Raw genomic sequence first — 21,610 nt, forward strand, 5'->3', positions numbered from 1 at the left:
GGCTAGTTAAAATTAAGCTAACAAGCCAACAATATAATCGCCTACTTCGCTGGTTGATTTGGCCAGGTGACGTTGTTCTTTTGCTAACAGTTCCCCGGTTAGTATACCGTCTGCTAGAGTTTGTAATACGGCTTGATCAATGGCATCGGCGGCGGCTGTTTCGTTTAAGCTGAAACGTAATAACATGGAAAGCGATAAAATTTGTGCAATGGGATTCGCTATACCCTGACCGGCGATGTCGGGAGCAGAACCACCGGCAGGTTCAAACAAACCAAAACCGCTACCATTAATACTGGCAGAAGGTAACAAGCCCATGGAGCCGGTTATCATGGCACATTCATCAGAAATAATGTCGCCAAATAAGTTTGAGCACAGCATTACGTCAAAACTATTGGGGTAACGTAATAATTGCATAGTCGCGTTGTCGATGTAGATATGCTCGAGCTTTACTTCTGGATAATCAAGCGCCACTTCTTCAGTGACTTCACGCCATAAACGGCTGCACACCAGTACGTTGGCTTTATCTACTGAAGTGACTTTTTTGCCACGTTTCATCGCCGCTTCAAAGGCACTAATAGCAATACGACGTATCTCACGACGGCTGTAACGCATGGTATCAAAAGCATATTGCTCTTCACCTTCGCCTTCTAAGCCTTTAGGTTTGCCAAAATAAATACCGCTGGTGAGTTCACGGATAACTAAGACATCAAAGCCACTGGCGGCAATATCGGCACGCAAAGGGGATAGGGCTTCAAGACCAGGATAAATTTTGGCCGGGCGTAAGTTACTGAACAAATCAAAGTGGCCACGTAAAGCTAATAGAGCCGCACGCTCAGGGCGTTGTTCTAGTGGCAATGAATCCCATTTTGGTCCACCGATAGAGCCAAATAATATGGCATCAGCCGCTTCACACCCTTTTAAGGTGGCATCGGGTAGGGCATGACCGTGATTGTCGATGGCAATGCCACCCACATCAAATTCACTCAAATTAAATTTAATATTAAACTTGCTGCTAACGGCAGCTAATACTTTTTTGGCCTCAAACATGACTTCTGGACCAATGCCATCGCCAGCTAATACGGCAATTTTATATTCAGACATCTGGTTTTATACCCCTACTATCTTTACTTGTTTTTTTTGTTGGTCGATTTGATCGGCCAAATGTGTGTTATTTAATACATAAATGAGGGCTTTAACCCCTGATTCCACTATGTCAGTGGCAAGTCCAATACCGTTAAAACGACGACCATTGTACTCGGCTATGACACTAACTTGGGCGAGGGCATTGGCACCTTCACCTTTTGAGTCCAGTTTAAAATCAACGATCTCAATAAGGTTGTGACCCAATACTTTAGTAATGGCGTTATACGCGGCATCAACAGGACCATTGCCTATGGCGGTCTCGGTTTTTTCTTCATCACCTACCATCAAACTGACGGTGGCACTGGGGATGATTTCTTTGCCTGAAGTAGCATGCAAATACTTTAATTCGTAATGGGCATGTTCATGTTTTTGCTGACTGAAAAACAACAAGGCCTCTAAATCGTAATCAAAAACCTGACCTTTTTTATCGGCCAATTTAACAAAGGCTTCGTAGACTGTTTCTAAATCAAAGTCTGACTCTTTATAACCTAGCTCCATCAAACGATGTTTGATCACGTGGCGGCCCGAGCGAGAGGTCAAATTTAAGTTGTTTTTGTTAATACCGACACTTTCTGGTGTCATGATCTCATAGGTATTTTGCGCTTTTAAGACACCATCTTGGTGGATACCAGACGAGTGACTAAAGGCATTGGCACCGACTATGGCTTTATTGGCCTGCACTGGCATATTACACAAGTTGCTGACCAGCTTAGAAGTACGTGAAATTTCCTGACTGCGGATATTGGTGTTTAAACCCAACATGGCCTGACGGGTTTGTAAAATCATGGCGATTTCTTCTAATGAACAGTTACCTGCGCGCTCACCTAAACCATTAATCGTACATTCAACCTGACGGGCTCCTTGCTCAACTGCCGCAAGTGAGTTGGCCACGGCTAAACCTAAGTCGTTATGGCAATGCACTGAGATGATGGCTTTGTCGATATTAGGCACGCGGTTAAACAAGTTTTTAATGATGCCACCAAACTCAGTGGGCGTGGTGTAACCCACTGTATCAGGAATATTTACTGTAGTTGCGCCAGCGTTGATAGCGGCTTCAACCATACGACACAAATAATCGATATTAGTACGGCCAGCATCTTCACAGGAAAATTCCACATCATTGGTATAACGTCGAGCGCGTTTAACCGCTTGTACCGCCATTTCTACTATTTCGTCTTGGGTCTTACGTAATTTTGCACCCACATGAATTTCTGAAGTAGCAATAAAGGTATGAATGCGGAAATGGTCGGCCACTTTTAGGGCTTCGCCGCAGGCATCGATATCTTTATCTAAGGCGCGAGATAAACCACACACTGTGGCGTTTTTGATTTCACGGGCAATGGTTTGCACTGATTTAAAATCACCAGGTGAAGAAACAGGAAAACCGGCTTCAATGATGTCCACGCCAAGTCGCTCGAGAGCTAAAGCAATCTTCAGTTTTTCCTTAACGCCTAAACTGGCGGGAAGGGCTTGTTCGCCGTCCCGCAAGGTTGTGTCGAATATTTTGACTTGGTTTGACATACCTTCTCCTGTTGCTCTGTGGTTGATGACCTGTTGTGCATTTTTGCTAGATTAAAAAATGACACATACAAAAAACCCGTGCCTTGCACGGGTTTTGTAAAAATTAAACTAGTTTAGTTTACTTACAACCTACCCGTGCAGTCTTGCTGCCAGAAGGAGTAGGATAGAGAGAAATAATGTTTTCATGGTGTATTTGACCAAAAATCTTCTATGTAAATAAACAACTCACTAAGTGCGGTATTTGTAACCTTTTAGGCCAAGTGGGTCAATACTAAAGCGGATTTAAAGTTATAACTTAATGATATAAATATTATACAAAGGCTAAGTTGTTTTTAGTATATACCCAAGTAACCTGAAACTCGTATCTTCAGGTTGTTTGGGTATAGATATAAAAGGCAATAGATTGCATATTTTCCATGTCGACTATAATTGACTGCAAATATGACTATGACTTTTATAGTTATTGATATTAAAGCGAAGTAAACATTCCAAATGTGTCGATAACACAAGAATAGGAAACTCCATATGGCGCTCAGCGTGAGGCGTTTACGCATAACAAATATAACTAGCTCAGCTTGTGTATTTATTGTGCTGTTTTTCTCGTTCTGTTCTTATGCCGAGGAAGCAATTAGTGCTGCTGACTTAACGTATTACACGGAAAACTATCCACCCTCAAATTATCTAGAAAACGGCAAGTTAGTAGGCATATCCGTTGAAACCTTAAAATTAATATGGAAAACCTTAGATGTAGCTGAACAAAAAATACATGTTGTGCCCTGGGCGCGGGGCTATAGCGATACCTTGAAAAATAAAAACACTGTGCTTTTTACCACCTCACGCACCCTTGATAGAGAGAGCTTATTTAAATGGGTTGGTCCTATATATACCGCCAAACATGTGCTCGTGGCACGAGCAGATTTCAAACACAATATTGTTAAAATAGAGGATGCATATCGTTTTCCCGTAGCCGCTATACGCAATGACATATCTGAATTAGCCTTAGTGGCTGCTGGTTTTCCAAAACGAAATATCGCTCCCCTAACTAACCTACAACAAGCCTTGTTGTTGTTAGCCAATGGCCGCTTAGATTTGATAATTATTTCTCGATCTGGTCTAAAGCAGCTTTTATTGGAAAATAATTTGCAAGCAGAGCAGTTTCAGATAGTGATAGAGGTGAACCAAGAAAGTAACTATTTTGCTTTTAATAAGCAAACACCGGATTTTGTGGTCAAGGAGTTTCAACAGGCTTTTGATAGCCTCGCAAAACAACACCAAAAGCTGCTAAACAAATACGGTTTATCGAACACTATAGACTAGGCTGATTCTAGCGAAACGTCTTCCAATTGATGGAAAAAGATAACAATAGTTCACGTAAAGAAAGCAAGCGTGGTTGGCTGCGACCTTTATGATTCCAGCTATGGCCACAACTGGCGGCTAACATTAAGTTTTTGGTTGGTTTAAGTAGCTGTATTTTTGGAGCTTGAGAAGTGGTTTGCTGCGACTCACTTTGTTGAATTACCGGGAGGCCATCAAGGGTAAACCAGCCAAATTTGTTCAAATGGATTTTGCCTGTATCTATGCGATCGATGGTATCAAGCTCAATGTGTTCAAGGCCTAACTCATTCACATATACTGCAGTACATACCCCTAAGGCAGTTTGGCTCTGAAACCATAAATAAGTTTTGTCTATTTCGCTGAGTTTTGCAGGGCAGTTTGCAGCTTGTTTGGCTTGCCAACTGGCATTGTGGATATCAATCTCAAGGGGCGATTGATGCTGTAACATGTTATACGCCGCACGTTTGATATGGTGTTTTAAACCACCAATTTGACGCTGTAATAGACTGATATTATTGAATTTTTTTTGACTAATACTGTGCAATTCACGCTCGTAGAGGGCATTACACAACTCGGCAAAATGCAGCTGACGTAAATCATCAGAAAAGATATTGACTTGTTGACTGTCGGACGTTTGCATTAAAAGTCGCTGGTCAGCTTATGCCGACCAGCTTTAAAGGCTTATTGGCCTTTGATTTCTTTGCGGCCACCATAAGTAGCTGCACTTCCAAGAGCTTCTTCAATACGAAGCAATTGGTTGTATTTAGCAACACGGTCAGAACGGCACAATGAACCAGTTTTGATTTGACCTGCAGCAGTACCCACCGCTAAATCAGCGATAGTGGCATCTTCAGTTTCACCGCTACGGTGAGAGATAACCGCAGTGAAACCAGCAGCTTGCGCCATACGGATAGCTTCAAGTGTTTCAGTCAAAGAACCTATTTGGTTGAACTTGATCAAGATGGAGTTACCCACGCCGTTGTCGATACCACGTTTAAGGATCTTGGTATTAGTCACAAATAAATCGTCGCCAACTAATTGCACTTTACTGCCAATTTTTTGCGTCAAATAAGCCCAGCCAGCCCAATCGCTTTCATCTAGGCCATCTTCAATAGAGATGATCGGGTATTTTTCTGACAAGGCAGCTAAATAATCGCCAAAACCTTCAGATGTGAAGACTTTGCCTTCGCCTTTAAGATCGTATTTACCATCAACATAAAATTCAGAAGCAGCACAATCCATGGCTAAAGTGACGTCTTTATTCATCACATAACCAGCAGCTTCAACGGCTTGAATGATTACGGTTAGCGCTTCTTCATTCGAGCTAAGGTTAGGGGCAAAACCACCTTCATCACCCACAGCAGTATTGAGGCCTTTGGCGCTTAATACTTTTTTCAGGCTGTGGAATATTTCAGCACCCATACGCAAGGCTTCTTTGAAGCTAGCAGCGCCAACGGGCTGAACCATAAATTCTTGGATATCAACGTTGTTATCAGCATGCTCACCACCGTTGATGATGTTCATCATAGGTACAGGCATGGAGTAAACGCCTGGAGTGCCGTTAAGCTCTGAAATGTGTTGATAAAGCGGGATTTTTTTATCAAGGGCAGCGGCTTTAGCCACGGCTAAAGACACGGCTAGAATGGCGTTGGCACCAAATTTTTCTTTGTTTTCAGTACCGTCTAACTTGATCATGATGCCGTCGATAGCTTGTTGCTGGTAAGCACTTTGGCCTAACAATGCAGTTTGGATATCATTATTTATGGCAGCAACGGCTTTTAATACACCTTTGCCAAGGTAGCGTTTTTTATCACCGTCACGTAATTCTAAAGCTTCACGTGAACCAGTAGAGGCTCCAGAAGGAGCCGCAGCGCGACCCATCACACCTGATTCTAAATAAACGTCTGCTTCGACAGTGGGGTTACCGCGTGAATCCATGATTTCACGGCCAATGATTTTGCTGATTTTTGACATTGATGTTGCCTTACTTAAGTTCTAATAAAATGTATTTGGATATAATTAAGTCTACTTTGAAACCGCCAAGGTAGACCCATTGCTATTACTATTATTTTAATTATGTTGTTTAAAATACTCACCGGCAGCTTTAACAAAACCTTCAAACAAAGGATGTCCATCGCGAGGAGTAGAATTAAATTCGGGGTGGAACTGACCTGCCACAAACCAAGGGTGATCGGCGAGTTCAATCACTTCAACCAAACGTTTGTCGGTAGATAAACCAGTGACCAATAATCCTTTGGCTTCTAACTCACCACGTAAGTTATTGTTCACTTCATAACGGTGGCGGTGACGTTCATATATTTCAGATGAGCCATATAAATCATGTACTTTACTGCCAGGAATTAAATGACATAACTGGCTACCTAAACGCATAGTGCCACCTAAGTTAGATGACTCATCACGAGTTTCAGTACTGCCATCGGCCTCTAACCATTCGGTGATAAGACCAACAACGGGATAAGCCGTTTGCGGATTAAATTCGGTGCTGTTGGCGCCTTCCATGCCTGCCACGTTGCGGGCAAACTCAATCAAGGCGACTTGCATACCTAAACAAATACCTAAGTAAGGTATTTTATGTTCACGGGCATATTTGGCGGTGGTAATTTTACCTTCGATGCCACGCTCACCAAATCCACCTGGCACTAAGATAGCGTCAAGGCCATGTAATACATGCTCACCTTTGCTTTCTACATCTTGTGAATCGATGAGTTTAATATTTACGGTTAAACGATTTTTTAAACCAGCATGTTTGAGGGCTTCATTGACTGATTTATAGGCATCAGGCAATTCAACATATTTACCCACCATGCCGATGGTTACTTCGCCAATAGGGTTAGACTCAGCGAACAATACTTGTTCCCACTCGGTTAAATCGGCTTCTGGACAATCATAACCAAAACGGGTGACCACTAAGTCATCCATACCTTGGGCTTTTAAGGCCGCAGGGATTTTGTAAATGCTGCTGGCATCTTTTAAGGAGATAACCGCTTTGTCGGGCACGTTAGTAAACAAAGCAATTTTGGAACGCTCGTTAGAAGGCAATGAGTTGACTGAACGACATACCAATATATCGGGCATGATGCCGATAGAGCGTAATTCTTTAACAGAATGCTGAGTAGGCTTGGTTTTAACTTCGCCAGAGGCTGGCATATAAGGCACTAAGGTTAAGTGCATATACATAGCATGCTCACGGCCCACTTCGGTACCTAATTGACGAATAGCTTCTAAAAAGGGTTGTGATTCGATATCACCTACCGTGCCACCTATTTCAACAATGGCGATATCCACGCCTTCGGCACCGGCAATAATACGGCGTTTAATTTCGTTAGTGATGTGGGGGATAACCTGAATAGTGGCACCTAAATAATCACCACGACGTTCACGTTTGATCACTTCTTCGTACACTCTACCCGTCGTAAAGTTGTTACGTTTGGTCATACGAGTACGAATAAAACGCTCGTAATGGCCTAAATCTAAATCGGTTTCGGCGCCGTCATCGGTGACAAACACTTCACCGTGCTGGATCGGACTCATAGTGCCGGGGTCGACATTAATATAAGGGTCAAGTTTAAGCATGGTAACTTTTAAGCCCCGCGCTTCTAAAATTGCAGCAAGAGAGGCAGCAGCAATACCTTTTCCAAGTGATGAAACGACACCACCTGTGACGAAAATATAATTTGTCATGAGAACCCTAAGGCGTTGGAGTTGAATAGATTTTTACTTGTGTTGTAGTGCTTAAAAGGAGCGATTAGAGCCCTTGTTAAAAACGCACTACCAGACGGGATAGTAGTATACTTAAAAGCGGCTGTTCGGACAATTCAAAAGCTTGGATTAATGGAATTATTTTAGAGCGCAGGGCATGCGCGTTGTTTACAAAGCAACAGCATGCGCTGCACGCACTAAACATGGCCTGCGGCCACAGAGCATCGCTTCGCGACCGCAATCCATTGCGTTTTTCTGACGGCGTCCCTGCCGCCCGACCATACTTTTTGCCAACAGCCGCAAAAAGTAGGCAAAAAATGCCGCTCTCCACCCAACTTTCTAATCCGCTATAAGTCTCGGCTTTGATGTCAAAACGGCGAGATGTAACTTCCCTGTAAGCCTCGCCTTGTCCAAACGTCCTGTTTGGACATTTGACAAGCCGAAACTTCTATCGGGAAAGTTGGAGTCGAGAATAAATGGCCTGCGGCCACTAAGATTATCGCTGCGCGATACAGCATGTGCTGCATTTAGCATTGGTTGCTAAGAGTAGAATTTAATTACTGATAATTTAATAAACTGCTAAGATAAAAAGCAAAATCGATGTAGGAGTCTGTTATGTCCGAAGCCCTCAAAAATTTGATGGCCAATATAGGTCAACTGAGTACTAAAGAAAAAGCGTTAGCGGCGCATTGCTTGTTATCTGCAATGGATAGCAACTCAGATGATGATGTTGAAAAAGAGTGGACTATACAGGCCGAGCAGCGAAGTGAAGAATTAGAATCAGGTAAAGTCGAGCCACTAACCTGGGCTCAAATTAAGCAAAAACTATAAACTGAATGTTTCCTATTTTATTTCATCCAGCAACAGTGATAGGAATAAAATTTTAAAGCAACAGCATGTGCTTCGCACACTGGCAGTCCCTGCCTTTTTTCAAGCGACATCCATGTCGCCCGACCATACTTTTTTGCAACAGCACAAAAAAGTAGGCAAAAAACGCCGCTCTCCAGCAAGGCTCTTATTCCGATTATTGACCAAATTAAGCTGGCCGCTTTTAGTCGTTCCCGACGACGAAAAGCTCAATTGGCTATCCATGCCAATTGACCTACTGAATTTGACCAATAACCGGCGAGCCTTGAGTCGAGAGATTATGACCTGCGGTCACTAAGATTATCGCTGCGCGACATAGCATGGCCTCCGGCCACAAAACCCAAGCATGGCACAATTTCATCTAAATTTTTTTGTAGGAGGTGCTTTAGCTCCGAAGCTTTTGCTTTTTTTGCCAAAGACTCAAAGCCAGCTTACAAAAGCGGAAGACATTGATGTTTTTTAGGTCGGCCTTCATGCCGTCACAATACAGTAAGGTCAACTCCGAGCATGTTTAAATCGGGGCAAAAATAACCACTTCTTTTTTTTATAAGAGTATGTATATTAAGACTAATATAATTTTTTGTCTTGAAGCGTACAGTTCAAGGTAAATATAGCATGAGCTACGACTAAATAACTGTTAGGTTTCTATGCCGAGACAACTCTCATACATGGAGAATGTAAATGAGAATATTATTACTATTCATATCAACAATTCTATTACAAGGATGTTTTGGTACTAAGTATGAACTTAAAAAATATTACAAAGACCCAAACTCAGCAGCAGCACGAATGATGGGTGGAACGTATGCTGGGGTCGTGGAAACCTTTAATTCTCTAGATGCTTGCCTGCAAATGAAAGACCAAGTAGAGCGTGATGATAGAAATATCGGCTATACAAACTCAAGATTTGTATGTGATGAAAAGTAAACACCAAACAAACTTATTAAACATCGTTACGGAAAAAAAGCAGCCTTCACTAGAGGTGTTGGTAACATATGGATGATGACCAACTAAAAAATTCAGTAGGATTTCTAAATAAAATAATAGGAGGGACTATTAATGGTCTTCCTGAACATGTCCGAGAACCATTAATTGCAGTATCTCAATTTAGACAGACATTGGTCGATGAATCTGACCGTGGTTGCGCGTTAATGGCTGCAGCCTACCTAGATGAGCGTTTAGCTGATCTTTTGAAAGCATATTTGGTTGATGATAGATCCGTAGTAGGGCAAATGTTTGATTTTAACGGTCCTTTTGGAACATTTTCATCGAGAATTGACAGTGCATATACTTTAGGTTTATTACCTAGAAATGTAAGAGCTGATATTCAACTTGTAAGAAAAATAAGAAATGATTTCGCGCATGTATCAAAACCAATTACATTTGAAGATCAACCAATTATCTCCCGTTGCCAAGCCCTATGTTTGGATGGGAAAGAAAGCACTGCAAGACCCCGTGGTAAATTTACTCGTTCAATGATGGCAGCAGTTGGTGTTATAGAAGTCTCTCTTCAAAATATAGAAAGGCGCACTGTTCAACCTGATCATGATATTTCTATTAATCAAAAAGGCATTGACGCCCTGAGAAGTTTTTTAGAAGAAAAAGGCTTAAAAGAACTACTGGAGTTGGTGCAATAATACTACTAATAATTACTTAGCCGGATATTTGGGTGTTGGTATACTGATTATGAAGTGTAAATTATGTAGGGAAGAAAAATCGTTAAAACAATCACATATAATTCCTGAGTTTTTGTATTCTAAGTTATATGACGAAAAGCATCGGTTTCATGAAATTCATGTCGACTCAAATAGAAAAAATAAACTTCCACAAAAAGGAGTTAGAGAACCTCTTTTATGTGGCTTGTGCGAGGAATACTTTTCAAAATTTGAGCGTTACGCTAGTTTAGTGCTAAATGGTGGTTTTGAATTAATAGCAAAAAAAATTGACGGATTATTTTATTTTGAAGGTGTTGAATATAATAAATTCAAATTATTCTCATTGTCGATTTTATGGCGAGCCAGTATTTCATCTTTAGATTTTTTCGCAGAGGTTAATTTAGGGGGGCATGAAGAAATTATTAGGAAAATTCTACTTTCTGGCGACGCTGGTAATGAAGGTGACTATCCTTTTATTTTGTCTCCAATTTTGCATGAAAACGAAATACAAGAAGCCTTGATAGTTAAACCTACGTTAAGCGCTGTTGATCAAAATGATGCATATCGATTTGTGTTTGGTGGAATTGTTTGGGTATTTGTTATTAGTAATAACGAAGTCCCTGATGTTGTAGTTCAAGCATCAATTAGTAAATCTGGAGTGCTAAAAATGTTGCCATGGCAAATGAGTGAAATTGGATTTTTAGTAGGTATGGCTGAAGATGCAGTTAGGAATGGTAAGTTATAAATTTCGATAACAAGCAGCTTGAAAAAAAGCCCGCAATTCGTTTGGCTTGTTCTTCGCTAATTTTATACATCTTACTAGATGTTAATTCGAAGAAAGTGATTTTTCCTCTCGACTCATTGCTCCCCTAGTACCGCAGATTAAAACGAGGCAAATTGCAGCGACGCTGTTCGCTTTTAAAAGCTCGAACCTGCTGTTCTCGCTATTCTTCCGCTAGTTTTTTCAACTTATACAAATAATCCAATGCCAGTTTTGGCGTCAAATCATCTGGGTTAATTTGCTGCAAGGCTACTCGTAAATCGTCGGTGGCGCTGAGCATGTCTAATTGTTTGGCGGAGGTTTGTATTGCTACCTTGGTGACACCCGTACCTGTTTCGAGTTCATGTAGTTTTTGCTTGGCGTGTTTGATCACGGTTTTGGGGACACCGGCTAATTGGGCGACTTGTAAACCATAACTTTTGTTGGCAGCGCCTTCTTGTACGGCGTGCATAAAACGTATGCTGTCATCGTGTTCTACTGCGTCTAAATGTACATTGGCCAGTTCGGGTAGGGCTTCGGCCAGTTCGGTTAGTTCAAAATAGTGAGTGGCAAACAGGGTATAAGATTGCAGTTTTTGCGCGAGGTATTCGGCGCAGGCCCAAGCTAATGACAAGCCATCATAGGTGCTGGTACCACGGCCAATTTCATCCATTAATACCAAGCTGTTAGCGGTGGCGTTATTGAGTATGTTGGCGGTTTCTGTCATCTCTACCATAAAGGTTGAGCGGCCAGAGGCTAGGTCATCTGAGGCGCCGATACGGGTGAATATCCTGTCTATGGGGCCAATCTGGGCGTTTTCGGCGGGTACAAAACTGCCAATGTAGGCCATCAACACTATCAATGCCGTTTGGCGCATGTAAGTCGATTTACCGCCCATGTTGGGGCCGGTAATAATTAACATGCGACGGCCTGGATTGATGGCGATAGGGTTGGCGATAAACGGATCTTTCATTACCTGTTCGACGACCGGATGGCGGCCTTGACCAAAATTGATGCCACTCTCAGTTGAAAGGTTGGGGCAGTGGTAATCCAGCGTTTCGGCGCGCTCGGCTAAGTTAGTGAGTACATCTAACTCGGCCAAAGCATCGGCACTTTGCATTAAACGGCCAAGCTCAGGCAATAAGATATCAAACAGTTCATCGTACAAGCGTTTTTCTAAGGCCAGTGAGCGGCTTTGACTGGTGAGCACTTTGTCTTCGTGCTCTTTTAATTCGGCAACGATAAAACGTTCGTTGTTTTTTAGAGTTTGGCGACGAATATAATCAGCGGGTACTAAGTGAGCCGAGCTGCGGCTGACTTCGATAAAAAAGCCATGCACGCGGTTATAACCGACTTTCAGGCTGGATATGCCGGTACGTTCTTTTTCTCTGAGTTCTAATTTATCTAAATAATCGGTGGCACCTTGGGATAGGGCACGTAACTCGTCTAATTCTGGGTTGTAACCTGTTTTGATCACCCCTCCGTCGCGGATCAAAATGGGTGGGCTGTCTTCAATGGCAGACTCAAGTAAATCAGCAAATTGCGGAAACTGACTGATTTCATTAGCCAACTGCATCAAACCCGTATTGGCACTTTGGGCAGACTCGTCAGTGACAAAACTTTGAATATCGGGCAACAACTGAAAGGCTTGGCGTAGTCGAGAAAAGTCACGAGGGCGTGCCGAACGCAGGGCTAAACGCGCCAAAACCCTTTGCATATCCCCCACTTGTTTGAGCAATTTTTGCAGTTGTGGATAGTCGGTATTAAGTAAGGATTTAATATTATTCTGGCGGGTTTTGAGAACCTGCCGATTGGTAAGCGGGCGGTGCAACCAACGTTGTAATAAACGACTGCCCATGGGGGTAGACGTATTATCTAATACACTGGCTAAGGTATGTTCACGGCCCCCCGAGAGGTTTTGGCTTAACTCTAAATTACGTCTGGTGGCGGCATCCATCAACACCGTATCAGTGGCGACTTCTAATTCTATTTTGCGAATATGGGGCAGGGCTGCACGTTGGGTATCTTTAACGTATTGCATCACACAACCTGCGGCACATAAGGCTGTCGCACTATTGTTGACGCCAAAGCCATTCAATTCTTTGGTGCCAAATTGTTGATTAAGCAGGTTTAAGGCGGTGTCGTGATCAAATTCCCACAGGGGGCGGCGACGTAAACCCTTACGTGCTTCGATAAGAAAAAAATGGGCAAAGTTTTCTGGATAGAGTAATTCAACCGGATTAGTGCGCTGTATTTCGGCGGCTAAGGCTTCAAGGTCACTAGGTTCACAGATGGCAAATCGCCCAGTGGTGACATCTAAAGTGGCATAGCCAAAAAATTCTTTTTGACCTTGTTTAAGGCAAATCAATGCCGCGAGGATATTGTCTTGTTTGTCTTCCAGTAAGGCTTCGTCGGATACCGTGCCGGGGGTGACTATGCGCTGTACTTTACGCTCAACCGGGCCTTTGCTGGTAGCAGGGTCACCAATTTGTTCAACTATGGCCACAGACTGGCCCATTTTAACTAAGCGTGCTAAGTAGTTTTCAACCGCATGATAGGGCACTCCGGCCATAGGAATAGCATTACCACCGGATTTTCCACGGGCAGTCAGGGATATATCTAATAATTCAGAGGCTTTTTTGGCATCGTCAAAAAACAATTCATAAAAGTCACCCATGCGATAAAACAGCAAGATATCTGGATGTTCGGCTTTAATGCTTAGGTATTGCTGCATCATTGGCGTATGAGATTGTAATGCGGGACTGACTTGCCCTTGCTCTGCACTTTTATTCGACGGCATAATATCTTTACTGTTCTGTTATTGTTTAGTGGCCACTTAACTTTTAGCTGGTCAAACACACACTTTTAAAGGCGCTTTTGATGACCCCAGATATAGAGTTACTCGCCCAATTGTTAGGCCAAAAGCTTGTGACCAGAAACTGGACTATCAGCTGTGCTGAGTCCTGCACCGGAGGTGGGTTAGGATACGCTATCACTTCCATTTCTGGAAGTTCAAGCTGGTTCAAACAAGGTTTTATAACGTATTCAAACGAAGCTAAACAACAACTGCTGGGAGTAAGTGTACAAACCCTCGCCAACTTTGGTGCGGTGTCCGAACAAACCGTCGCAGCAATGGCGCAAGGTGCAGCAAAAACCGCGGGTGCTGAGGTGGCGATTTCGGTGAGTGGCATTGCAGGCCCGGATGGTGGCACACCGGATAAACCGGTAGGCACTGTATGGTTTGGTTTTTTTATTGATGGGCAAACCCACTGCGTTACCCAGCTATTTAAAGGTGGTCGCCAGCAAGTACGTATTAAAGCAATTGAATTTGCGTTGTCTCGAGTGTTGCGCTTAATAGAGGGTAGCAAACAAGTATAGGACTTTGAATGACGAACCTCTACTCATTGATTGGGGGAGTGAGAGTAAACCAGCCGCTGCAGTTATAAGGGTATAGACGTAATGACTTTGACTTTTAGGGCTGGCTAACGTACCTTTTTGCACCGCAAAATACGGCACTAACTTTTCATCAACACGTCGAACAATATGGATTATTTGAAATGGGAATTAACAATGCACTTTAGTAAAAAATTACGCTCTGCTTCTTACCTTTTATTGGCAATATTGTCAGGTTTATTAAGTGCTTGTGATAAAACGCCAGTTAACCCAGAGACTAAAATGAGTGAATTTATTGTTGGCTCTTATGCTAAAGAAAATGAGCCAAGCATTTATCGTATCCAGCTTGATCCTCAAAGTGGTGCTTTGTCAGGCTTGACGACTTTAGCCAATACCGTTAATCCCTCGTATTTAGCTTTGAGCGCAGACAATCAAACCATTTTTGCGGTTAATGAAACCGAAAAGGGCGGTGTGAGTGTTTTCAATTGGCAAGATAAGCACAATGCCTTGTCGCTGGCCTCAAAACTCAGTGATTTGGGTGATAACCCCTGTCATATAAGTATTAGCCCCGATGGCACTATGTTGACAGTCGCCAATTATAGTTCGGGCGATATTCGTTTATTTAAAATTGAAGGTATTAGTTCACAAGAGACCAGCTTGCGTGAATTTGCTCGCCATCAAAGTCAAGGGCAGGGTGCTCATGAACGTCAAGAAGCGCCACACATGCATTGGGTTGATTGGTCGCCAGATGGTAAGTTTATCTATTCAGTCGATTTAGGTTTAGATGAAGTTAAGGTCTATGAGCTCGACGGTGAAGCTTTATTACGGGCAAAAGTAGCGTTTAAATTGCAAGCTGGTGATGGCCCACGCCACATGATTTTTAGTGTAAAACAAGGCTTTGCTTACATAGTTAACGAGTTGTCAAATGCACTTGTGGTAGTGCAACAAGATTCAAGTACTGGTGAGCTAACTGAAGTCCAAAGATTGTCCGCTTTAACGGAGGAATTTACTGGAGAAAGCTATGTATCAGCAGTCAAGTTATCACCTGCTGAGGATTTTTTGTATGTGGCCAATCGTGGCAGCAACTCTATATCTGTGTTTGCAATTGTAGCAAAAGGTAAATTAGAGTTTTTGCAGGATTACACTACCGCAGGTAACTGGCCAAGAGACTTTGTGATCTCTAACGATGGTGAGTTTTTATTGGTGGCTAATCAGTTATCAAGCGAAATCACAGTGCTGAAACGGGATAACAAAAGTGGATTGTTGAGCAGTACTGACAGCAAAATCGCCATCTCTCAACCTACTTATATCAGTCAGTTATAGTTAGCACTTTACACAAAACACTGGCGGGTAATCTGCGCCGCAACAACAAGATTACCCCTTTTTGACTTGAGTAAATAATTTGGCTATACCTATCTGGCTCAGATAAACGCATAACAGTGTAACAACTATAAAATTTTGAAACCAAGTCTGATTTAATTTCATATTTCATTTGCAACTGTATAACCATACAGTATACTGCGGCCATTATCTGAGTTAATCCGTCAAAAGCTAAGGCTACTGACAATACAAACGCACTAAGGACATTCTATGGATGACAATAAAAACAAAGCACTTACCGCCGCCCTAGGGCAAATTGAAAAACAATTTGGTAAAGGCGCCATTATGCGTTTGGGCGATAATAATGCATTAGATATAGATACTATTTCTACTGGCTCTTTGACCATCGACATTGCCTTAGGCATTGGCGGTTTACCTTGCGGCCGTGTAGTCGAAATTTACGGTCCAGAATCTTCTGGTAAAACGACCTTAACTTTACAAGTTATCGCTGAAGCACAAAAAGCCGGTAAAACCTGCGCTTTTGTTGATGCTGAACACGCTCTTGACCCTATTTATGCTAAAGCCTTAGGGGTTAATATTGACGAATTATTAGTTTCGCAACCTGATACTGGCGAACAAGCCCTAGAAATTTGTGACATGTTAGTACGCTCAGGCGCAGTAGACGTAGTGGTTATTGACTCGGTTGCGGCATTAACGCCAAAAGCGGAAATCGAAGGCGACATGGGTGACTCACACATGGGTTTACAAGCTCGTTTGATGTCACAAGCCTTGCGTAAGCTGACTGCTAATATCAAACGTTCTAATACCTTGGTGATCTTTATCAACCAAATTCGTATGAAAATTGGTGTGATGTTTGGTTCACCTGAAACCACCACCGGTGGTAATGCACTTAAGTTTTATGCTTCTGTGCGTTTGGATATTCGCCGTATTGGCGCGATCAAAGAAGGTGAAGAAATTGTAGGCAGTGAAACCCGAGTTAAGGTGGTCAAAAATAAAGTCGCCCCACCCTTTAAACAAGCTGAGTTCCAAATTATGTACGGCCAAGGCATTTGTAAAGAAGCCGAGCTTATTGATTTAGGTGTACAGCAAAAAATGGTCGAAAAAGCCGGTGCCTGGTACAGCTACAACGGAGAACGTATTGGTCAAGGTAAAGCGAATGTGGTCAAGTATTTGAAAGAAAATACCGCGATGGCTGCTGATATCGAAAAGCGTTTGCGCGAAGCCTTATTGTTATCTAAAACCATCAAACCTGAAGCCCCAGCCGCTGTGGCAGATGTGCTGTAATTAAGTAAGTATTTAAGCGTTAAGCTGTATTTGCCCCACATTTGTGGGGCTTTTTTTTAGCAGTAAAAGCAGAATAAAGCAGTAAATAATGACTAGTAGCTAGATACTAGTTAACAGCCAAAAGCCAAAAGCTTCTCACCACAGAGAACACAGAGCGCTACGCTCACGGAGAAAAACAAAACGATTAATTGTTAAGCTAAAAAGATACTGGCAGCATCACTCTACTGTATTCACGCGAATTTTACGAGGTGAAGAGCGGGTGAAATAGTTTTTTATCTTTCCGTTTTTCATCCGCTTTCTCTGTGTCTTCTGTGGTAAATGGCTTTTGCTTTAAATCTTTTACTATTCACTAGTTTCTATTTGCTAGTCACTGCTCTTTGCATAAGCCATAAAACCACGCCAGCCTAATAAAAGTAATAACAATGCCAGACTCAGGTTTAATGCGCCGCCACTCGAGCTGGTGACTGGATCAATGTTTTTAACTATTTCTTTGGTCGATTTAACCGCTATGCCACCCGGATCATCAATAGTACCGTTAGCTATGCCATCGGCATCATTGGGGCCGCCGTCTTGAATCATCAAGCGTACACAATCGTCACCTTTAGTCAGGCCTACTTTATAGGCTGTACTGCTTGGCGCTGGGCATACAGAGTTGACGGCTGTGGTTGAGGCTAGGCTGTTATTGGCATTTTCTACAAAGTCTTGCCAACCATGTGCCTTGCTAAATTTTCGGTAGGTGGCAAATTCAGGAATGGTCTGCTGTAAGGGCAATACAATGGCGACGGAGTTTCCTACCGGCAAAATGTCACTAATTTCAAAGTCGTAATACTCATTTTGGTGGCTAATCGTATCAGCTGTAATGAGTCCCGTTGCTTTAATTTCTTGTTCTGACAACATCACACCGTCTGATTGTTGCAACCTAGCGTATTTACCTAATTTGAGTACTAAGCCAGGTTCTGTCTCAACAAACTTGGTGACAGCAGAATTAACATGTAATGGTTGGATGTAGGTGACATCTGAAATATCCATAAATGCTGGCAAACCATCAGAGTCGTCATCGGCAAAACCCTCTTGTATATCGCTTAAACCATCACGATCGACATCGCTGTTGGTTAAGCTAGGTTGTGTCGCTAATAGCGCAATGTTAACTACCTCGGTATTACTCAAGGCGCCTGAACCGCTGTCTGTCACTTTTACCGACAAAGACAGAATATCTCGATTAGATGATGGCAAGGTAAGTTTGTTAGGATTGATCACTGCAACCAATTGGTTGGCACTCACTTGCGCCTGGTAAGCATTTGGGATATTCCACTCAATAATATGAGTGTCATTTGGATTGGGATCATCAATTTGTAAACTCAGTACAATATCACCATCGTCTTTGGCTACATTTGATAAGGCCAGACCTTGTTGAGTCACATTCACGGCTAAACGAGGTGCTAGGTTTTGTTCCGTGATGGTGATGGTATGGGTTGGCTGTGAGCCTTCATTTAATCCATCGCCAAATTCAAGGATAAGCTCTTCATCACCTTCTACTTGATAATCTTCGTTTAGTTTTATTTTGATGTAAGCCACGGTACCACTTTCGAACACCACAAAATTGTCGCCAATAATGCTGTAGTCCAGCTTATCTACATCGCCTACTACGGCAAAAGGAATGTTAAAGGGATAACGCGGCGCTTGGCCCGATAAAACAATTTTAACTGTGGCGGTGCCACCTTCTGCCACTATTTGGTCTGGCTCAAAATTAACTAAGGGATAGAGGTTAATCGTTTGTTTTATATCTGCGATATTGCCTGCTTTATCTATCGCTCGCCAAGTAATGGGATACAGACCTGACTTGAGCACCTGATCACCAGATTCAAATCCCAGTGGGGTTAGGCTACAACAATTTTTCCCATCTAAACCATCGTCTGCCGAAATGCTGGTGGCAGCCACCAACGCAGCTTTAGTTAACGTAGTGAAAATATGTTCGGCATTTAAATGTAATGCTTGGGGCACCTTAATTTTTGGCGGGTAATCATCAATCAAAGGGTTTTTATTATCTTGTGCTTCATCACCGTTAGTTACGCCATCTGAATCACTGTCGAGCAGGGCATCGGCAGGATCTAAAGGATCAAAACCATAAGTATTTTCAAATTGGTCACTCATGCCGTCATTGTCGTCATCAAGATCAGTGTTGTTACCTACACCGTCTTTATCACTATCTAGGGTTTCTGTTTCGTCTAAAGGCAGATCATCTAGATAATCCAATACTCCGTCACCGTCATCATCGGTATCGGTATTGTTACCTATGCCATCGTTATCGGTATCTAACCATTCTTTTGGATCAAGTGGGAATGCGTCATCGATATCAAAAACACCATCATTATCATCATCTACATCTGCATTATTGCCGATACCGTCTTTGTCGGTATCTAGCCATTCGTTTTTGTCTAATGGAAAAGGTTCGGCCGAATCGACAAAACCATCACCATCGTCATCGTTATCAATAACATTACCTAAACCATCACCATCGGTATCTGTTGTTTCAACGGGGTCGAGTGGAAAGGCATCGTCGATATCTATTACGCCATCATTGTCATCGTCACTGTCAGCATTGTTACCAATACCATCACCGTCGGTATCTAACCATTCTGCTTTATTTAAGGGAAATGCATCGACATTATCTAATACACCATCGTTATCATCGTCGGTATCCAAATTGTTACCGATACCATCCAGATCAGTGTCAAGCCACTCTGATACGTCTAGTGGGAAGGCATCATCACTATCAATAGTGCCATCATTATCGTCATCGCTGTCGGCATTGTTGCCAATACCATCGGCATCGGTATCTAACCATTCCGCTTTGTTTAAAGGAAAGATATCTAGCGCGTCATCCACACCATCATTGTCGTCGTCTTGATCTGCGTTGTTACCAATGCCATCGCCATCGGTATCTAACCATTCAAAAACATCGAGTGGAAATGCATCTGCGCTATCGATAAACGAATCATTGTCGTCATCACTGTCAGCGTTGTTACCGACACCGTCACCGTCTGTGTCCTTCGATTCACTCGCATTTAACCTAAAGGCATCTTCGCTATCTGGTACACCATCGCCATCATCATCGGTATCAGCATTGTTGCCTATGCCGTCACCATCGGTATCAAGCCATTCTGAACTATCTAAAGGAAACGCATCGTTAACGTCGGCAATGCCGTCATTATCATCATCGGCATCACCAAAGTTATTACCTAAACCATCACCGTCAGTATCTTCCCATTCATTTTTATTGAGTGGAAAGGCATCCAGACCATCGTCTACCCCATCACCATCGTCATCAGGGTCGGCATTGTTGCCAATGCCATCCCCGTCTGTGTCAGTATTTTCGGCCATGTCCAGAGGATCGGGATCATTGAGATCAGGTACACCGTCACCATCATCGTCAGTGTCGGCATTATTACCAATGCCATCGCCATCAGTGTCTAGCCATTCTGTTTTGTCGAGTGGGAAGGCATCTATACCGTCTGCCACACCATCGCCGTCATCGTCGGTATCGGCTTTGTTACCAATGCCGTCGCCATCAGTGTCTAACCACTCGTTTTTATCGAGTGGGAATGCGTCGTTTGCGTCAGTTACACCATCACCATCATCATCGCTATCGGCGTTGTTGCCTATGCCATCACCATCTGTGTCTAAGTGTTCAGCAGGGTTAGTTCTAAAGGCATCCACACCATCAGCAAAACCATCGTTGTCATCATCGGTGTCGGCATTATCACCAATCATGTCTCCGTCATTATCAAACCATTCTGTGGGATCATCTGGCCAAACATCGTTGATGTCGACAATGCCATCGCCATCTCTATCTGGATCAGCATTGTCACCAATGCCATCGTTGTCGGAGTCTAAGGTTTCTGACGCCAGTAAGGGAAAGGCATCATCAACGTCTAAAATGCCGTCGTTGTCATCGTCGGGATCGGCATTGTTACCTATGCCATCATTATCGGTATCTAATTGTTCGTTAGGATCTTTTGGGAAAGCATCGTAAAGGTCGATGACTTTATCGTTATCGTCATCAGAGTCAGCGTTATCACCTATGCCATCACTGTCAGTGTCTTGCCATTCAAATTTATTTAAAGGGAAGGGATCGTTGGTATCAGCAACGCCATCGTTGTCATCATCCAAGTCAGCATTATTGCCTAAACAATCTTTATCGGTATCTAGCCATTCGCGGGGATCTTCAGGGAAAGGATCATAAACGTTGATGACAGGATCGGCATCCCAATTGTTGTCGTTTATATCCAGTACGCCGTCACCGTCGTCGTCGTTGTCATCATAGTTACTGATGCCATCTAAATCATAGTCATAATGACGAATGGGATCATTGGGGAATAGGTCGATACTGTCGTCGTAACCATCACCATCAGTATCTATGGTAGTTAAAGGTGGTGGGCCTGGACAAGTATGTACTTGAGCATAACTCGGGTGTGGCCACGCTAAACCAAACATGGCAATCAGTGGAAAACCAATAAGCTGCAGTTTTAGCCAACGGCGCCCATGTGTGGCGCTGCTGGTTGATTTAATTTTAAACATTAACAATACCCAC

At 42.8% G+C, this 21,610-nt stretch carries 15 protein-coding genes; 8 read left to right on the forward strand and 7 right to left on the reverse strand.

The genetic code is table 11. The annotated features are described in order from the left end of the window. Positions 1 to 12 precede the first annotated feature (12 nt). Complete coding sequence (gene leuB, locus AX660_RS14220) at positions 13 to 1,101, reverse strand: 3-isopropylmalate dehydrogenase (RefSeq protein WP_068378112.1); 1,089 nt, start codon at positions 1,099 to 1,101, stop codon at positions 13 to 15. A 6-nt stretch (positions 1,102 to 1,107) separates the two neighbouring features. Continuing rightward, positions 1,108 to 2,664 carry a 2-isopropylmalate synthase gene (leuA, locus tag AX660_RS14225; RefSeq protein ID WP_068378114.1) on the reverse strand — a complete coding sequence of 519 codons (1,557 nt, stop codon included), beginning with the start codon at positions 2,662 to 2,664 and terminating at the stop codon, positions 1,108 to 1,110. A gap of 525 nt (positions 2,665 to 3,189) precedes the next feature. On the opposite strand from leuA, the gene AX660_RS14230 reads away from it, so the two are divergent. Next, complete coding sequence (locus AX660_RS14230) at positions 3,190 to 3,981, forward strand: substrate-binding periplasmic protein (RefSeq protein WP_068378117.1); 792 nt, start codon at positions 3,190 to 3,192, stop codon at positions 3,979 to 3,981. A 7-nt stretch (positions 3,982 to 3,988) separates the two neighbouring features. On the opposite strand, the gene AX660_RS14235 is transcribed toward AX660_RS14230, so the two are convergent. The 3 genes from AX660_RS14235 to AX660_RS14245 form a co-directional block, all read right to left on the reverse strand. Continuing rightward, complete coding sequence (locus AX660_RS14235) at positions 3,989 to 4,639, reverse strand: hypothetical protein (protein ID WP_068378119.1); 651 nt, start codon at positions 4,637 to 4,639, stop codon at positions 3,989 to 3,991. 41 nt (positions 4,640 to 4,680) lie between these two features. Next, entirely contained in the window at positions 4,681 to 5,973 is a 1,293-nt protein-coding gene (gene eno / locus AX660_RS14240) for a phosphopyruvate hydratase (protein WP_068378121.1), read from the reverse strand. Between the two features lie 96 nt (positions 5,974 to 6,069). Next, a complete protein-coding gene (locus AX660_RS14245) occupies positions 6,070 to 7,701 on the reverse strand; it encodes a CTP synthase (RefSeq protein ID WP_068378123.1) in 1,632 nt (543 codons plus the stop codon). A gap of 633 nt (positions 7,702 to 8,334) precedes the next feature. Between AX660_RS14245 and AX660_RS14250 the strand changes: the two genes are divergently transcribed. From AX660_RS14250 to AX660_RS14265, 4 genes are all read left to right on the forward strand, one after another. Then, complete coding sequence (locus AX660_RS14250) at positions 8,335 to 8,550, forward strand: addiction module protein (protein WP_068378125.1); 216 nt, start codon at positions 8,335 to 8,337, stop codon at positions 8,548 to 8,550. A 717-nt stretch (positions 8,551 to 9,267) separates the two neighbouring features. Then, positions 9,268 to 9,513: a hypothetical protein gene (locus AX660_RS14255; RefSeq protein ID WP_068378127.1), complete on the forward strand. Its 246-nt coding sequence runs from the start codon at positions 9,268 to 9,270 to the stop codon at positions 9,511 to 9,513. 68 nt (positions 9,514 to 9,581) lie between these two features. Continuing rightward, the gene (locus AX660_RS14260) at positions 9,582 to 10,223 is read left to right on the forward strand and encodes an MltR family transcriptional regulator (RefSeq protein ID WP_068378129.1); all 642 of its coding nucleotides are present in this window, start codon (positions 9,582 to 9,584) and stop codon (positions 10,221 to 10,223) included. Between the two features lie 49 nt (positions 10,224 to 10,272). After that, the gene (locus AX660_RS14265) at positions 10,273 to 10,986 is read left to right on the forward strand and encodes a hypothetical protein (RefSeq protein WP_068378131.1); all 714 of its coding nucleotides are present in this window, start codon (positions 10,273 to 10,275) and stop codon (positions 10,984 to 10,986) included. 199 nt (positions 10,987 to 11,185) lie between these two features. Here the strand turns inward: AX660_RS14265 and mutS are convergent, their stop codons facing one another. Next, the gene (gene mutS, locus AX660_RS14270; protein WP_068378133.1) at positions 11,186 to 13,801 is read right to left on the reverse strand and encodes a DNA mismatch repair protein MutS; all 2,616 of its coding nucleotides are present in this window, start codon (positions 13,799 to 13,801) and stop codon (positions 11,186 to 11,188) included. An 80-nt stretch (positions 13,802 to 13,881) separates the two neighbouring features. Between mutS and AX660_RS14275 the strand changes: the two genes are divergently transcribed. The 3 genes from AX660_RS14275 to recA all read left to right on the forward strand — a co-directional run bounded on the left by AX660_RS14275 (position 13,882) and on the right by recA (position 17,019). Beyond that, positions 13,882 to 14,379, forward strand: coding sequence for a CinA family protein (locus AX660_RS14275; protein ID WP_068378135.1), 498 nt, complete (start codon positions 13,882 to 13,884; stop codon positions 14,377 to 14,379). Between the two features lie 192 nt (positions 14,380 to 14,571). Then, on the forward strand, positions 14,572 to 15,717 hold the full coding sequence (locus AX660_RS14280) for a lactonase family protein (RefSeq protein ID WP_068378138.1): 1,146 nt from the start codon (positions 14,572 to 14,574) through the stop codon (positions 15,715 to 15,717). Between the two features lie 267 nt (positions 15,718 to 15,984). Beyond that, positions 15,985 to 17,019, forward strand: a complete 1,035-nt coding sequence (gene recA, locus AX660_RS14290; RefSeq protein ID WP_068378141.1) for a recombinase RecA — start codon at positions 15,985 to 15,987, stop codon at positions 17,017 to 17,019. A gap of 363 nt (positions 17,020 to 17,382) precedes the next feature. On the opposite strand, the gene AX660_RS14295 is transcribed toward recA, so the two are convergent. Then, positions 17,383 to 21,597, reverse strand: a complete 4,215-nt coding sequence (locus AX660_RS14295; protein ID WP_068378143.1) for a thrombospondin type 3 repeat-containing protein — start codon at positions 21,595 to 21,597, stop codon at positions 17,383 to 17,385. Positions 21,598 to 21,610: the final 13 nt, after the last annotated feature.

The organism is Paraglaciecola hydrolytica, assembly GCF_001565895.1.
GTDB lineage: Bacteria > Pseudomonadota > Gammaproteobacteria > Enterobacterales > Alteromonadaceae > Paraglaciecola > Paraglaciecola hydrolytica.

Coding starts and splice junctions, on each gene's coding strand:
- leuB (WP_068378112.1), bottom strand. CDS start 1,101: ATGTCTGAATATAAAATTGCCGTATTAGCTGGCGATGGCATTGGTCCA.
- leuA (WP_068378114.1), bottom strand. CDS start 2,664: ATGTCAAACCAAGTCAAAATATTCGACACAACCTTGCGGGACGGCGAA.
- AX660_RS14230 (WP_068378117.1), top strand. CDS start 3,190: ATGGCGCTCAGCGTGAGGCGTTTACGCATAACAAATATAACTAGCTCA.
- AX660_RS14235 (WP_068378119.1), bottom strand. CDS start 4,639: ATGCAAACGTCCGACAGTCAACAAGTCAATATCTTTTCTGATGATTTA.
- eno (WP_068378121.1), bottom strand. CDS start 5,973: ATGTCAAAAATCAGCAAAATCATTGGCCGTGAAATCATGGATTCACGC.
- AX660_RS14245 (WP_068378123.1), bottom strand. CDS start 7,701: ATGACAAATTATATTTTCGTCACAGGTGGTGTCGTTTCATCACTTGGA.
- AX660_RS14250 (WP_068378125.1), top strand. CDS start 8,335: ATGTCCGAAGCCCTCAAAAATTTGATGGCCAATATAGGTCAACTGAGT.
- AX660_RS14255 (WP_068378127.1), top strand. CDS start 9,268: ATGAGAATATTATTACTATTCATATCAACAATTCTATTACAAGGATGT.
- AX660_RS14260 (WP_068378129.1), top strand. CDS start 9,582: ATGGATGATGACCAACTAAAAAATTCAGTAGGATTTCTAAATAAAATA.
- AX660_RS14265 (WP_068378131.1), top strand. CDS start 10,273: ATGAAGTGTAAATTATGTAGGGAAGAAAAATCGTTAAAACAATCACAT.
- mutS (WP_068378133.1), bottom strand. CDS start 13,801: ATGCCGTCGAATAAAAGTGCAGAGCAAGGGCAAGTCAGTCCCGCATTA.
- AX660_RS14275 (WP_068378135.1), top strand. CDS start 13,882: ATGACCCCAGATATAGAGTTACTCGCCCAATTGTTAGGCCAAAAGCTT.
- AX660_RS14280 (WP_068378138.1), top strand. CDS start 14,572: ATGCACTTTAGTAAAAAATTACGCTCTGCTTCTTACCTTTTATTGGCA.
- recA (WP_068378141.1), top strand. CDS start 15,985: ATGGATGACAATAAAAACAAAGCACTTACCGCCGCCCTAGGGCAAATT.
- AX660_RS14295 (WP_068378143.1), bottom strand. CDS start 21,597: ATGTTTAAAATTAAATCAACCAGCAGCGCCACACATGGGCGCCGTTGG.